17 protein-coding genes are annotated in these 14471 nt (G+C 47.6%); 6 read left to right on the top strand and 11 right to left on the bottom strand.

Going from position 1 to position 14471, the window contains the following annotated elements:
* Window positions 1-16: 16 nt before the first annotated feature.
* Complete coding sequence (locus KNO71_RS07725; RefSeq protein ID WP_015881276.1) at window positions 17-295, bottom strand: Fpa/YlaN family protein; 279 nt, start codon at window positions 293-295, stop codon at window positions 17-19.
* A gap of 172 nt (window positions 296-467) precedes the next feature.
* On the opposite strand from KNO71_RS07725, the gene KNO71_RS07720 reads away from it, so the two are divergent.
* Window positions 468-935, top strand: coding sequence for a hypothetical protein (locus KNO71_RS07720; protein ID WP_015881275.1), 468 nt, complete (start codon window positions 468-470; stop codon window positions 933-935).
* A gap of 124 nt (window positions 936-1059) precedes the next feature.
* Window positions 1060-2232, top strand: a complete 1173-nt coding sequence (locus tag KNO71_RS07715; RefSeq protein WP_240499801.1) for a multidrug efflux MFS transporter — start codon at window positions 1060-1062, stop codon at window positions 2230-2232.
* A gap of 37 nt (window positions 2233-2269) precedes the next feature.
* Here KNO71_RS07715 and KNO71_RS07710 read toward each other — a convergent pair whose 3' ends face one another.
* Together KNO71_RS07710 and KNO71_RS07705 are read right to left on the bottom strand one after the other, a co-directional pair.
* The gene (locus KNO71_RS07710) at window positions 2270-3586 is read right to left on the bottom strand and encodes a PhoH family protein (RefSeq protein ID WP_015881273.1); all 1317 of its coding nucleotides are present in this window, start codon (window positions 3584-3586) and stop codon (window positions 2270-2272) included.
* A gap of 33 nt (window positions 3587-3619) precedes the next feature.
* Window positions 3620-4069: a PNPOx family protein gene (locus KNO71_RS07705; RefSeq protein ID WP_015881272.1), complete on the bottom strand. Its 450-nt coding sequence runs from the start codon at window positions 4067-4069 to the stop codon at window positions 3620-3622.
* A gap of 115 nt (window positions 4070-4184) precedes the next feature.
* On the opposite strand from KNO71_RS07705, the gene KNO71_RS07700 reads away from it, so the two are divergent.
* Window positions 4185-4385 (top strand): YlaI family protein, encoded by a 201-nt coding sequence (locus KNO71_RS07700; RefSeq protein WP_015881271.1) that lies wholly within the window; start codon window positions 4185-4187, stop codon window positions 4383-4385.
* Between the two features lie 36 nt (window positions 4386-4421).
* Here KNO71_RS07700 and KNO71_RS07695 read toward each other — a convergent pair whose 3' ends face one another.
* Entirely contained in the window at window positions 4422-4766 is a 345-nt protein-coding gene (locus tag KNO71_RS07695) for a YlaH-like family protein (protein WP_015881270.1), read from the bottom strand.
* An 87-nt stretch (window positions 4767-4853) separates the two neighbouring features.
* Window positions 4854-6698, bottom strand: coding sequence for a translational GTPase TypA (typA, locus tag KNO71_RS07690; protein WP_015881269.1), 1845 nt, complete (start codon window positions 6696-6698; stop codon window positions 4854-4856).
* Between the two features lie 163 nt (window positions 6699-6861).
* Between typA and KNO71_RS07685 the strand changes: the two genes are divergently transcribed.
* Window positions 6862-7038, top strand: coding sequence for a hypothetical protein (locus KNO71_RS07685; RefSeq protein ID WP_214687886.1), 177 nt, complete (start codon window positions 6862-6864; stop codon window positions 7036-7038).
* A gap of 49 nt (window positions 7039-7087) precedes the next feature.
* Here KNO71_RS07685 and KNO71_RS07680 read toward each other — a convergent pair whose 3' ends face one another.
* From KNO71_RS07680 to KNO71_RS07670, 3 genes are all read right to left on the bottom strand, one after another.
* Window positions 7088-8341, bottom strand: coding sequence for an inositol monophosphatase family protein (locus KNO71_RS07680; protein ID WP_214687885.1), 1254 nt, complete (start codon window positions 8339-8341; stop codon window positions 7088-7090).
* A gap of 76 nt (window positions 8342-8417) precedes the next feature.
* Window positions 8418-8606, bottom strand: a complete 189-nt coding sequence (locus KNO71_RS07675; protein WP_015881266.1) for a hypothetical protein — start codon at window positions 8604-8606, stop codon at window positions 8418-8420.
* Between the two features lie 236 nt (window positions 8607-8842).
* Window positions 8843-9109, bottom strand: coding sequence for a UPF0223 family protein (locus KNO71_RS07670; RefSeq protein WP_031421520.1), 267 nt, complete (start codon window positions 9107-9109; stop codon window positions 8843-8845).
* A 158-nt stretch (window positions 9110-9267) separates the two neighbouring features.
* Here KNO71_RS07670 and KNO71_RS07665 point away from each other — a divergent pair, with 158 nt between their 5' ends.
* Window positions 9268-10749 (top strand): aminotransferase class I/II-fold pyridoxal phosphate-dependent enzyme, encoded by a 1482-nt coding sequence (locus tag KNO71_RS07665; RefSeq protein WP_078146629.1) that lies wholly within the window; start codon window positions 9268-9270, stop codon window positions 10747-10749.
* A gap of 118 nt (window positions 10750-10867) precedes the next feature.
* On the opposite strand, the gene KNO71_RS07660 is transcribed toward KNO71_RS07665, so the two are convergent.
* Complete coding sequence (locus tag KNO71_RS07660; protein WP_031421518.1) at window positions 10868-11173, bottom strand: DUF3055 domain-containing protein; 306 nt, start codon at window positions 11171-11173, stop codon at window positions 10868-10870.
* A 75-nt stretch (window positions 11174-11248) separates the two neighbouring features.
* On the opposite strand from KNO71_RS07660, the gene aac(6') reads away from it, so the two are divergent.
* A complete protein-coding gene (aac(6'), locus tag KNO71_RS07655; RefSeq protein ID WP_214684554.1) occupies window positions 11249-11701 on the top strand; it encodes an aminoglycoside 6'-N-acetyltransferase in 453 nt (150 codons plus the stop codon).
* A gap of 20 nt (window positions 11702-11721) precedes the next feature.
* On the opposite strand, the gene lpdA is transcribed toward aac(6'), so the two are convergent.
* Together lpdA and KNO71_RS07645 are read right to left on the bottom strand one after the other, a co-directional pair.
* On the bottom strand, window positions 11722-13134 hold the full coding sequence (gene lpdA, locus KNO71_RS07650) for a dihydrolipoyl dehydrogenase (RefSeq protein ID WP_015881261.1): 1413 nt from the start codon (window positions 13132-13134) through the stop codon (window positions 11722-11724).
* 4 nt (window positions 13135-13138) lie between these two features.
* On the bottom strand, window positions 13139-14428 hold the full coding sequence (locus KNO71_RS07645) for a dihydrolipoamide acetyltransferase family protein (RefSeq protein ID WP_015881260.1): 1290 nt from the start codon (window positions 14426-14428) through the stop codon (window positions 13139-13141).
* Window positions 14429-14471 lie beyond the last annotated feature (43 nt).

Below are 14471 nucleotides of genomic sequence, written 5' to 3'. Positions count from 1 at the left end.
AGTTTGAGTATAAGGTTCATAATTCTGAAGCTTCTGCCAAGGCAGATAACTTTTGTTCCAATGAATCGAGCAGTCCTTTACCTTCAATGTCTGAAATGAGTCCAAGACGAACCGCGAAATCAATTTGGCGCGATAGTCCAAACATATGTGTATCAAGCACCTCTTCATAAAGCGGGCACTTCGGCATTTTTAGGTTTTCTAACTGCACTTCAATCAGACAACGGATTTTTTCAGCATCCGCCTCGAGTAACTGAAGCGCTTGCTCCCGTTGGATTGCAGCCAAATTTGTCGCCACTACGACCCCTCCTCCGTACGATGACAGACTGTTTGTCATAACTCAACTGTACATTATCTTTCATCATAATTCAATGTACAGTATGAATGAACGCGACATTCTTCCTCTTTTCCATTTTACGAGAAAGAGCGCTATAATGAAACGTGTAATGTGTATGAAGGGGGATATAAGCATGATTTTTCCACTTGATGGAGCGGTTCGCCACAGTCTGACGATCGACCCGACCGTATGGATTTTTGACGAACGAAAACGAAAGATTGAAGATTTGGACTCGGTGACGGAGAATGACCGTGAGGCATACTATGCGAAAATGGGGAAAGCATGGGATGACGGATTGTCACAAGGAACTCGAATCGACCACAACAAACCGATGTCGCGACAAGACAAGGATGCAGCATTACGCGACTCGTTCGCCATGCCGCTCGCGCCTTTTTTAAACAATGCCGAACCGATTGAGCTCGCGACACATGTCCGTTTTTACGGTGAGACCATATTGACTCTATCGCTCAGCGAGGCATCGCGCGTATATTTACAATTTTCAAAAGACGGAAAAGTACTTACTGACGGACCTGTCTATGTATTATATGAGGATCAGGTCATTCGCCAAGTCAATCATATCACCGTATTAAGCAATCAATGAGAAGGGTCACACCTTCTCTTTTTTTGGACTTTTTAGTTCACAAAGTGTAGTATATAGAGTGTTGACTACAAATTGAATAAGAAAGGTCGTGACGCTTACGATACCTCTATGGAAACGAAATTTAATGGTTGTTTGGATCGGTAGCTTCTTGACCGCCGCGTCGATGAGCCTCGTCCTTCCATTCCTCCCATTGTTCATCGAACAACTCGGGGTAAAGGATCCGGACCACGTCGTCACTTGGTCTGCGATTGCGTTCGGCGCGACGTTCCTCGTAGCCGCCATCGTCTCTCCGATGTGGGGACGCTTGGCTGACCGAAAAGGAAGAAAGCTGATGCTCATCCGAGCCAGTCTCGGGATGGCCATCGTCATGTTCCTCATCAGCTTCGTCCAAGACGTATATCAACTCGTCGGGTTGCGTTTACTCATGGGGGCCGTGTCTGGATTTATTTCAGCCGGCATCACGTTAGTCGCATCTCAGACACCAAAAGAGAAAAGTGGCTGGGCGCTCGGTACCCTGTCAACCGGTGGAATCACTGGTGGTCTACTCGGTCCCCTCATCGGCGGACTGCTCGCAGACTGGATTGGGCTTCGATCCGTTTTTCTCTTTACCGGAAGTGCACTCTTCCTGACGTTCCTCATCACGCTTTGGTTCGTAAAAGAAGATTTTGTCCCAGTGAAACGCGAAGAACTCGCGTCGATGAAATCGATTTTCGCCTCACTGCGACATCCACAGTTGATTGTCGGTCTGTTTGTGACAACGTTCCTCATTCAGTTCTCGACACAATCCATCGGACCACTCTTGACATTATACGTACGTGAATTGAATCCGAACACTACCGCGCTCGCCTTCATGGCAGGGATTGTCGCCTCCGCTCCGGGACTGGCCGCTCTCGTTTCGGCGCAGCGTCTCGGACGGTTATCGGACAGACACGGAGCGGAGCGCATCTTGTTTTGGGCACTGCTCCTCTATAGCCTCTTCTTGATTCCGCAAGCATTCGTTACCTCAACGACTCAACTCATCTTGTTGCGTTTCGGAATCGGGTTCGCAACGGCCGCCTTGATGCCGTCCGTTCAATCGCTACTGCGCCAGCATACGCCGGTCTCTGCGACGGGGCGCATCTTTTCATACAATCAGTCCGCTCAGTTCATGGGGAATCTACTCGGACCGCTATTTGGATCCCAAATCGTGGCACACTTCGGATTTTCTGCCCTGTTCATCATCACGGGATTGATTATGATCTCGAATGCCTTCTTAGAACGGACGAACGTCCAGTCGTTACAACTCGATACAAAATAACGCCGAGCACGAAGCTCGGCGTTATTTTGTATCTTTCTTATAGTAGGTCAGCCGCCAATCGTGCAAGTGACGAACGTTCCCCTTTTACGAGTTGCACGTGTCCGAAGACGTTTTGTCCTTTGAAGCGTTCCACCGCGTACGTCAAGCCGTTCGAGTATTCATCCAAATACGGATGGTCGATTTGATACGGGTCGCCGACGAGTACGATTTTCGAGTTTTCACCGACTCGGGTGAGAATGGTTTTGATTTCATGCTTCGTTAAGTTCTGCGCCTCATCGATGATGATGAACTGGTCCGGCATACTTCTACCTCGAATATAAGTGAGCGCCTCGAGCTGAATCGATTTCATACCGGCTAGAATATTGCCGAGCTCGTCTTTTGAATTCGCATTGAATAAAAATTCCAAGTTATCATAAATCGGTTGCATCCATGGACGAAGCTTCTCTTCCATTTCCCCTGGCAAGTAACCGATATCGTTCCCCATCGGCACGACCGGGCGAGCGACGACGAGCTTATTGTAACGCTGTTCATCCTCGACGAGCGAGAGCCCTGCTGCTAGGGCAAGGAGCGTCTTCCCGGTACCGGCTTTCCCAAGTAAGGTGACAAACGGAATGTCATCTCGAAGCAACAGGTCGAGTGCCATCCGCTGTTGAACGTTTCGTGGATGAATTCCCCAAATATGATCTGCATCGAGTGCCAGTGGTCGTAAAATCGGTTGAAGCGAATCGACCACAGCAAGCGCACTCGCTTTCGACACATTACTTTTCAAGACGACGAATGAATTCGGATATAGCACTTGTTTCGTCAAGGCCGTCGTCGGCAATTGACGAACTTTATAAAATTCATCGATGAGCGACTGATCGACTTCAATCTCTCGATAGCCGGCGTATAAGTCCGTCGTATCAACGATATGATCTGTCAAATAGTCTTCTGCATCAATTCCAATGGCGTCCGCTTTGACACGGACCAATATATCTTTTGAGACGACGACGACCTTTCGACCTGCGTCATGCTCGTATTGTTTCATTAACTTTAAGGCAACGAGTAGGATACGGTTATCGTTTGTCATGACATCGAACGGAATATCGACCTGGTGTTCATGACCGATTTCGACAAACAGACGTCCTCCGTTTTCAAGCGGGACCCCGTCATGGAGTTTTCCCGATGTCCGGAGCTGGTCGAGGACACGTGACGTTTCACGGGCATTCCGCCCGACCTCATCCATGTTTCGTTTCTTTCCATCTAACTCTTCTAGGACGATGGCTGGAATGACCACGTCGTGTTCTTCAAATTGAAATAAGGATAGCGGATCATGTAGGAGTACGTTCGTATCGAGTACATACGTTTTTTTCATAGACTTTGCCGCCCCTCGAATATAGGATGGTATTCAAGAATGAAGACTTTCTTTCACTTCACGGTCAAGCTTTTCCGCCGCTCGAATATCATACGTTTTCGTGATTTCGGGCTGTGCGTAAGCTGCTCCATAAAACGAGATGTTCCTCACTTCTTCGACATGTCCTTCAAAAAAACGAAGATGAAGGCTTGGTTTAACCGCCGGATCGAACTCTCGAATCGCTGAGAGTAAAACATGATAGGACTGACCATCTTCGATAAAAATGAGGCCAGCCGTCTTTTCTGTCGTCAAGATGGTCACGATATGTGAATTTCTTGTCAATGCGAACCGGACCGTGACAGCATCTAACGCTTGCACCCAACTGATCGCATGGCTGATCGGCCAACGCTTCGCCTCGTCGAAACCGACGAGAAATGTTAACGGCATGTCGTTCAATAGGCGCTCTTGCGCAGCTGTCAGTTCAAACGTTGCCTTACTCGCCATTCAACTCCCCTCCTTTTAACCGGGTATGGTTGTACCATTCTCCCTTACCGGTTCAATTCCCTGCTTTTAACGGTTGAAATCATGCTATACTCATCGTATAGAGGAAGGTGAAAAGATGCGTGTAAAATGTTCTCTTTGCGATAAAGTCGAGACCATCGACTCATGGTCGTTTGAAGCAAAACGCTTGCGTAACAAACCGGCTAAAACGTATATGTGTCAAGAGTGTCAGGAGCGAATCAGCGAACGAACGGCTGAACGCGCCGCATCTGGACAGTTCAAGTTATATCCTACATTTCGACAGAAACGAAATTGGTAATGCAAACGGGCGCCTCCGAAGAGACGCCCGTATTTTTTATGATTCTACCGCATCTTGACGACGGTTCCACCAAAGGCGACCACGATAAATGGCTAACACGATTGCCATGACGGCAAGCACTTCCGGGATTGGCCATGTGAAAAAGACGAGTGCCATCGTACCTGCTCCAAGTGAAAGCAGAATATAGACGATGAGCGACTTCCACCATGCCAATTGTTTCGCAAAACCAAGTTTAAAGACAAGGATTGTCAGTAAGATGACCGTGACAACGAGTGCATTGAACCCGACGGAAAAGTCATTCGGGTCACTGCCGACACCTAGCATCGAAGCGATCCACGGAACGTCAATCTGTGTGATATCGATTGTTTGAGAAGCTTTCAAGACAAAGAGTCCCCCTTTATTTCATACACATCCATTCTACACTATTCCATGCAAAAGGGAACGCCGAAGCGTCCCCTTTCTGCTAACTTATTCTTTACCAAGTTTACGACGCTTGTCAGCTTTCTCGCGTTCGTTCTTGTTCAAGATTTTCTTACGAAGACGGATTGACTCCGGTGTGATTTCACAGTACTCGTCATCGTTCAAGAACGTGAGCGACTCTTCAAGCGAAAAGACGCGCGGACGTTTCAAGACTTGTGTCGAGTCTTTTGCAGAAGCACGCATGTTCGTCAATTGCTTCCCTTTAACGGCGTTAATGGCAAGGTCAACGTCACGGTTACATTCCCCAATGATCATTCCTTCATACACATCCGTACCTGGCTCGATAAAGATTGTTCCACGGTCTTCGAGGGCACCGATTGAGTAAGCCGTCGACTTCCCGTTTTCGATACATACCATAACACCGCTACGTCGGCCACCGATATCAGCAGCGATATACGGACGATACTCTTCGAACGTATGGTTCAAGATTCCGTATCCACGTGTCGCTGACAAGAATTCGTTACGGTAACCGATGAGACCACGTGATGGCACGAGGAATTCCATACGCGTCTGACCGTTGTCATTCGTGTTCATGTTCGCAAGCTCACCTTTACGGAGACCAATCGATTCCATGACTGAACCTGTATACTCTTCAGGTACGTCGATGATAACGCGCTCGAACGGCTCAACTTTCGTGCCGCTCTCGTCTTCACGGATGATAACTTGTGGTTTCGACACTTGGAGCTCGTAACCTTCACGACGCATGTTCTCGATCAAGATCCCGAGGTGAAGCTCACCGCGTCCTGATACGATCCATTGGTCTGGTGAATCTGTATTTTCGACACGGAGTGAAACGTCCGTCTCGAGTTGTTTCATCAAACGTTCTTCGATTTTACGTGCTGTCACGAAATCGCCTTCACGTCCTGCGAACGGAGAGTTGTTTGTCATGAAACGCATTTGAAGCGTTGGCTCATCGATGCGAAGGAGCGGAAGTGGCTCTTCTTTACCGACTGGCGTTACCGTTTCACCGACGTTGATATCTTCCATTCCGGCGATAGCGATCAAGTCCCCTGCTTTTGCTTCTTCGATTTCGACGCGCTTGAGGCCGAAGTAACCGAACAATTTCGTGACACGAAGTTGCTTCACCGTACCGTCTGTCTTACAAAGCGATACTTGCTCACCGACTTTGATTTTCCCACGGAAGACGCGACCTACACCGATACGACCGAGGTAGTTGTCATAGTCGAGCATCGTCACTTGGAATTGAAGTGGCTCGTCTGAGTTGTCCACTGGAGCCGGCGTGTTTTCAAGAATCGTGTCGAGCACGTGCGTGATTGTATCTTCTTGTTTTTCTGGGTCAGGATCGAACGAACTTGAACCGCTGACTGCTGATGTGTAGACGACAGGGAATTCAAGTTGATCTTCATCTGCGCCAAGGTCGATCAAGAGATCAACAACTTCATCGACAACGTCGAGTGGACGAACCATCGGCTTATCGATTTTGTTGACGACGACAATCGGACGAAGTCCTTGGTCGAGAGCTTTTTTCAATACGAAACGTGTTTGTGGCATACAGCCTTCACGCGCATCGACAACAAGAATAACGCCGTCTACCATACGCATGATTCGCTCAACTTCTCCACCGAAGTCTGCGTGACCTGGTGTATCTACGATGTTGATGCGAGTCTCTTTATAATCGATTGCTGTGTTTTTTGCGAGAATCGTAATTCCGCGCTCACGCTCGATATCGTTCGAGTCCATCGCGCGTTCTGCGACTGCCTCGTTCGTCCGGAAAGTACCAGACTGTTTCAATAATTCATCGACTAACGTTGTTTTACCGTGGTCAACGTGCGCGATGATGGCTACGTTACGAAGGTTTGTTCTTACGTTCATGTAGTTATTCCTCTCTTATTTAAAAAATTTCAACTTTTCTTCAACTTTAAGAGTATAGCACACGTCACAGTACCTTTGTCGAGTGGAATCGACTGTGAACGTTTTCATCTCGTGTTTTTTATCATACAATAGGGAAGAGAAGAGAAAATAAGGAGGAACCTCCATGCAGCTAATGTTTGTATTGATCGCAACGGCCGTTGTCGCAGGATTCGTCGGCATTGGAATCGGGGTGGCCGAGGGGAGCGCCGCCATTATCTTGGGAAGCCTCGTGTTAAGTGGCATAGCGACATTCTTTGGTATTCAATTGCGTCGCCGCATTCTTTCAGAACGTCAATCATAAAAAAAGGGTTACTCCGGGATCATGTCGGAGTAACCCTTTTAACTTGCTTTTATAGCGGACGAGTCAAGCAGATGCGGTCGCGTAAAACGAGCCCATCTTCTTCGATGTCATCGTACCCGTGATTACGAAAATAATCGCGTTCCACTGAATCGAATCGGAATCCGGCTTGTTGGTAAAAACGCAACTGCATGATGCTTGAATTTCCTGTACAGACGAGTAGTTCTTTCCCACCAATCATCGTGGCCCGCTTCACTGCGTCTTGTAACAAGCGTTGACCAATCGTTTGGTTTTGACGTTCGGGTTTCACTGCGATATTGACGAGTTCAACCCGATCGCCTTCGTGTGAGACGAGCATATACGCACCGACAATCTCACTACCGAGTAACGCTTTGTACGTACGACCTTCCTCGAATTGTTCCCGGACCATCGCTTCATTCGGATTCGCCAAGACGAGTAAGTCGCGGATTTCTTCATACGAATCATGTTCCACGATGTGTAAGTCCGGTTTTACTTCAGCCGTGACCCCTTTTGCGATGACGTAATGTTTGATGACGTCATTGACGAATGAATCGCTCCCAGCCAGGACAGATGTTTTTCCGTCATACCGAATCGGCTCACCATATAAGGAAACGACACGCCCACCTACCTCTTCAACGAGTAACTTTCCAGCAGCATAATCCCATGGCATATTACGCATGGTGATGTAGCCGTCCACGCGGCCGGCAGCAAGCCAGGCTAATTCAAGCGATGCAGCACCATGAGCTCGCGTTCCAATCGAGTCCCGTACAATCGGAGCGAGTATTTCCGGGGCAATCTGGTGGTTCGGCGTGACCCACGTCGCATTCATACTTAAAAATGCGTCTCGAACATGATGTTCATGAAGAGTCGTCAATGTCCGACCGTTCAATGTCGCCCCGTATCCTTTCCGCGCCATGAACATCTCATCCGCCATGACGTCATAGACGAATCCATATTCCACGACCCCATCTATCATGATCGCGATGGAGATGGCAAACATACGTTTTTGATGAATAAAATTTAACGTCCCATCAATCGGGTCGACAAACCAGACGGTACCGGTCAATTGTTCTGGCTGATCTGTCGTCCCTTCTTCCCCCATAATCTGATGTTCCGGAAATGTTTGTTGGATTCGACGGACAATCAGTTGTTCCACCGCGCGGTCGATTTCAGTGACCAAGTCCCCTTTTCCCGTCTTTCGTTCCACTTCATAACTTTGATCAATCTCGCGACGAATCAGTTCTCCCGCTTGTTTGATTAAGTCGACTGCAAACCATTCTATCATCTGTGATCACCTCAACTGTATTGTACCAAACAAAAACCAGTATCCGCTCGGAATACTGGTTGAATGTGTGTAATGGTTAGGCTTCGAGACGCAATAATTCTTGGCGGTACTTCTCTAACCGATGCTTGCTAGCCTGAACTGTAGCATCATCTTGTGACGCCATCGCATCGAAGAGGGTTGCCAATTCATAATCAATCTCTAAGCGCAGCACCGGGATCCGTTTTTCTGCGTCTTTTCTTTTGAATGCCTCAATCACTTGTTTCATAAGATGCCACACTCCTTTTGTTGGGCTACAAGTTACGGTTTAGTGAGTTGAATTGAGTATATCAGATAAAATTCGAAAAAGAAAGATAATTGTCTGACTATTTTGAATTTTTTATCTTAATGGATATATTCCCAATTCCGAGGTCCCTAAACCTGATTTGGTGTTAATGAACTGTACCCGATTTAAAGGAGAAATAACAAAAAAGCATGCCTGAATTTGCTCGGGCATGCTCGGTCTTACAGTTTGATCATTTTACTCGAGGACTTCATTGCCGCCTGAACCGTACGATACGTGGAATAACCTGTCTGTTCGTCGTGAACCGCGTTCAGTTGTTTCTCCTCCGACTTAGATGTTACGATCTGCTTGAAGGCACGATAGGAGTCGAGAAAAACCTCTCGTTCCACCCCACCTTCATTGGCTTGTGCGACGACGTTATAAAACTCGACGACTTCAATCAATTCGTCAGTCGTCCAATCCGGATTGATCGGATAGTTGATTTGCATATTGTTTCACCTCGACACCCATTGTAACAACAAAAAAAACTATTGCAAGTTGAGCCAGAAATCTCTATAGTTTTTTTGTTGCTTCTTTTTTAAAAACAACATATATCATAACGATACTATTCATCTTATAAATAAACTGATTCAAGGGGGATTTACGATTGAAATTAAAAGGTGCTACTCAGCTCGAAACGCCACTATTTGACACGTTGCTTGAACATGTCGACTCAAACCCGATTGCGTTCCACATTCCTGGTCATAAAAGCGGAAAAGGGATGGACCCGGAGTTTCGTGACTTTATTGGTGAAAACGCCCTAAAAATTGATTTGATTAACATTGCCCCACTCGATGACCTCCATCATCCAAAAGCGGCAATCGCTGAAGCGGAGCGCTTGGCGGCAGAGGCGTTCCGTGCTGACGAGACCTTTTTCTCCGTTCAAGGGACATCGAGTGCCATCATGGCGATGATCATGGGTGTCGTTGGCCCGAACGAAAAAATCATCGTGCCACGGAACGTCCATAAATCCGTCATGTCCGCGCTCGTCTTAACGGGTGCCCACCCGGTCTTCATCCACCCGGAATTTGACGAAACATACGGCATCGCCCACGGAATTACGGCTAGTGCCGTTGAACGCGCGCTTGAACTTCATCCGGACACGAAAGCCGTACTCGTCATCAACCCGACTTATTTCGGGGTCGCAGGTGATTTAGAGCGTATCGTATCCGTCGCGCATGCACAAGACGTTCCTGTACTTGTCGATGAGGCACACGGCGTTCATCTCCCGTTTCACGATGAACTTCCGCTCTCGGCGATGCAAGCGGGAGCAGATGTGGCGGCGACGAGTGTGCACAAGCTTGGCGGTTCAATGACAGGCAGTTCGATTTTGAACGTACGCCGCGGACTCGTCTCGCCAGAACGAATTCACGCGATGCTCTCTATGATTACAACGACGTCAACATCCTATTTGCTCCTCGCTTCTCTCGACGCGGCACGTCGACAGTTAGCGACAAAGGGTCACATGATGAATGAGCGTGCACTCGAGCTTGCTAGAACGGCCCGTACGGCAATCAATCTCATGCCGAACTTATCGGTATACGGTCATGCCGAGTTGCATTCTGAATCGACTTACGCGCTTGACGAAACGAAAGTACTCGTATCCGTGCGTGAACTTGGGGTAACTGGATTTGAAGTCGAGAAATATCTTCGCGACAAACACCGCATCGAAGTCGAGATGTCCGATTTATTGAATGTGCTCTTCATCGTCACATCAGCGGACGACGAGTCAACGATTCAAGCGTTGATTGAAGCGATGCGAGATGTCGTTTCTGTTTACCAAAAGTCTGGGAACGACTCATTATCCATCATGCTCCCAGAGATTCCACCACTTGCGCTCAGTCCTCGTGATGCGTTTTATGAAGAGACGGAGACGATCCCTCTCGAAAACGCAGTCGGGCGTATTTCAGCGGAATTCATCATGGTGTATCCACCTGGAATTCCAATCATCATTCCAGGTGAATTGATTACGACGTCGACACTCGAATACATTATGGCCAACATTGAAGCGGGTCTTCCCGTACAAGGTCTTGAAGATGAGTCGCTGCAAATGATTAAAGTCATCCAACAAACAAAAGCGATCCGCTAAATAAAAAATGAGCCGGTCATGATGACCGGCTCATTTTTTATGTCATCTCAGAAAAGGTGGCTGTAGATGATCGAATTGCTTCCCCTAGTGCCTATTATAAGAAAACGCTTACATTTTTTCAAGTATCAATTTCTTCAGATGCTTGTGTTTTTTCGACCAAGCAAAGTCGTAAAAATTCAGCGACGTGCTCTGTGTCGTTCAAGTTGATGCCAAGCATCGGATACAATTGACGCGGCTCTTCTAGGGCATGCAAATCAAGAAGGGCCGATTGACCCGTTTGCATACAGACGACTAACACCTTGCCCATGAATTGCTGTGTATAGACGAAACCAAAATCATAACGGGCGGCTTCTGTTTCAATCCCCGTAAATCGGACCCGACTCGTCTCGGACACGGTATACAATAACTCCTCATCGAATGCCATCAGGATTCCCTCCCTTCTCTCTTCACAAGTATTTTCCTTTATACTACAAGTATGAAACCTAAGGAGAGAATGACAATGAAGATTGATTATGCAACAGAGGTAAACGTAGAAACTCTTGTCCAGTTCATGCACGATTTATGGCCAGACGCCCCCACCGAAGAATTACGAATGGAAGTCAAACTCGGTCTCGCCTCAAAAAAGATGCATTATTTCATCGCATCAAATGAACATGGGAAGGCGGTTGGTTTTTGTCAACTCAGTTTCCGGCATGACTATGTGCCAGGTTCTAGTACGTCCCCGACCGCCTATGTGGAAGGAATCTATGTCAGTGAATCAGAGCGCCACCGAGGTGTCGCCTCTCGTTTGGTCGATACTGCATCAACCTTTGCGGCCCGTCACGGTTGTATCGAACTGGCATCGGATACCGAGCTTGAAAACGAGGACAGTCAACGCTTTCACGAGAAGGTCGGATTCAAGGAAGTCGAGCGTGTCGTCACCTACATTAAAAACCTCTCCCACGAATCGTGAGAGAGGTTTTATTGACGTTCTTATTTTACAACGTGGATTGGCATACCCATTGCGATTTCAGCAGCTTCCATAGCCATCTCACCGAGTGATGGGTGAGCGTGGATTGTAAGTGCGATATCTTCAGCAGTCATACCAGCCTCGATTGCAAGGCCAAGCTCAGCAATCATATCTGAAGCGCCCGTACCCGCGATTTGAGCACCGATCAAGAGACCGTCCTCTTTGCGTGTGATGAGCTTCATGAAGCCGTCTGGCTCGTCAAGTGCAAGTGCACGACCGTTCGCTGCGAATGGGAATTTCGAAACTGTGATTTCGAGTCCTTCTTCTTTTGCGAGTGGCTCTGTATAACCAACCGTTGCGAGTTCAGGATCTGTGAAGACGACTGCAGGGATTGCAGAGTAGTCGAGGTAAGCTGGCTTACCTGCTGCTGCTTCCGCTGCGATTTTCGCTTCGTAAGATGCTTTGTGTGCAAGTGGTGGTCCAGGAACGATATCACCGATTGCATAGATGTTTTCGTTCGATGTTTTACACTGGTCGTCGATTTCGATGATTCCACGGTCGCTGATTTTAACGTCCGCGTTCTCAAGACCGATGTCGCCTGTGTTTGGACGACGACCAACTGTGACGAGGACATAGTCCGCTTCAACAGATTGCTCTTCACCGTTTACTTCAAACTTAACAGTTACGCCGTCTTCCGTTTCTTCAACACCTTTAGCAAGTGCATTCGTGTGGATTGTGACGTTCCCTTTTTGCTTGAGTTTCTTCTTAACGATTTGCGTCATTTGTGGTTCGAAACCAGACAAGATGTCGCTAGCGCCCTCTACAACGACAACTTCTGTATCGAAGTTAGCGTATGCAGTACCGAGCTCCATACCGATGTATCCACCGCCGATGACGACGAGTTTCTTCGGTACTTCAGGAAGTGCCAACGCGCCAGTTGAAGAAAGGACACGTTTAGACCATTTGAACGATGGGATCTCGATTGGTGTAGAACCAGTCGCGACAATCGCTTTTTTAAATTTGTAAGGAGTTGAGCTGTCTTCAGTGATGACACGAACTGTGTCTTCAGACGCGAAGAACGCTTCACCTTGAACGATCTCGATTTTGTTTCCTTTGAGGAGACCTTTAACACCGCCAGTCAATTTGTTAACGACTGACTGTTTCCAATCTTGAACTTTTGTGAAGTCCACTGACACGTTGTCAGACGTGATTCCCATTGAATCATGACCTTTAGCGTGTTGGAAGTTGTGTCCTGCTGTGATCAACGCTTTCGATGGGATACATCCGACGTTCAAGCAGACACCACCGAAGTTGCCTTTCTCAACGATAGTTACTTTCATTCCGAGCTGTGCGCCACGGATTGCGGCAACGTATCCACCAGGACCGGCACCGATGACAAGCAAATCAGTTTCTTGTGCGAATTCTCCTACTACCATGTTCTTATCCCTCCATCATTAGAAGTGCTGGGTCTTCGAGCAAGCGTTTCACCATGTTAAGAGCGTTTTGTGCAGTCGCACCGTCGATGAGGCGGTGGTCAAAGCTGAATGAAAGTGCAAGTACTGGCGCAGCAACGATTTCACCGTTCTTCACGACAGCTTTCTCAGCGATACGGCCGATACCGAGAATCGCAACTTCTGGGTGGTTGATGACAGGCGTGAACCATTGTCCACCAGCTGAACCGATGTTTGTGATTGTGATCGATCCACCTTTCATGTCTTCCCCAGCGAGCTTACCTTCACGAGCTTTACCTGCAAGTTCGTTAATGTTTGTAGCAAGTGCATAGATTGATTTACGGTCTGCATCTTTTACGACTGGTACAACGAGTCCGTTGTCCGTGTCAGCTGCAATCCCGATGTTGTAGTAGTTTTTGTAGACGATTTCTTCGTTCACGTCATCGATTGAAGCGTTGATTGTTGGGAATGCTTTCGCTGCAGCAGTCAATGCTTTCACGACGAATGGCAAGTACGTGAGTTTCACGCCTTGGTCAGCCGCGACTTGTTTGAAATCTTTACGGAGTGCAACGAGTTTTGTAACGTCGACTTCGTCCATGAGTGTAACGTGTGGTGCAGTGTGTTTCGAGTTAACCATAGCTTTCGAGATGGCTTTACGGATTCCACGGATTTTCTCACGTGTTTCAAGTTCAGGAGTCGCTGACTCGTAAGGCTTGATTTCCGTTTTCGCAGCAGCTGCTGGTGCTACAGATTCTGTTTTCTCTGTTGTAGCTTCTGCAGACGGTGCTTCGCCGTTCGCGAATGCATCGATGTCTTCTTTCAATACACGGCCGTTGTCGCCAGAACCGTTTACTTCACGGATGTCGACACCTTTTTCACGTGCATATTTACGGACAGATGGCATAGCGATAACACGCTCAGATTTGTGAAGTTGAACGTCGCGTGGCGCGTCTTCTTTCACATCTTCTTTTACGTCTTCTGTCTTCTCTTCTGCTTTCGGTTGTTCAGGTGTTTCTTCTTCACCTGCTGGTGCGTCGCCTTCGATGTCAAACGTAATGAGGACGTCGCCGACTACAGCAACTGTACCTTCAGAAACTTTAACTTCTTTGACTGTACCGTCGACTGGAGCTGGGATTTCAACGACTGCTTTGTCGTTTTGTACTTCTAAAAGAACATCGTCCTCTTTGACCGTATCCCCTGCTTTTACGAACCACTTGACGATTTCACCTTCGTGAATACCTTCACCGATATCTGGTAATTTAAATTCAAATACTGCCACTGGTTTTTCCTCCCATCAATTCATCATGTAAACACGACAAGGG

Origin of the sequence: Exiguobacterium sp. s163, from assembly GCF_018617135.1 — a bacterium.
In the GTDB taxonomy this organism is placed as follows: Bacteria; Bacillota; Bacilli; order Exiguobacteriales; family Exiguobacteriaceae; genus Exiguobacterium; species Exiguobacterium profundum.
This window is presented reverse-complemented; position numbering and strand designations above follow the sequence as displayed.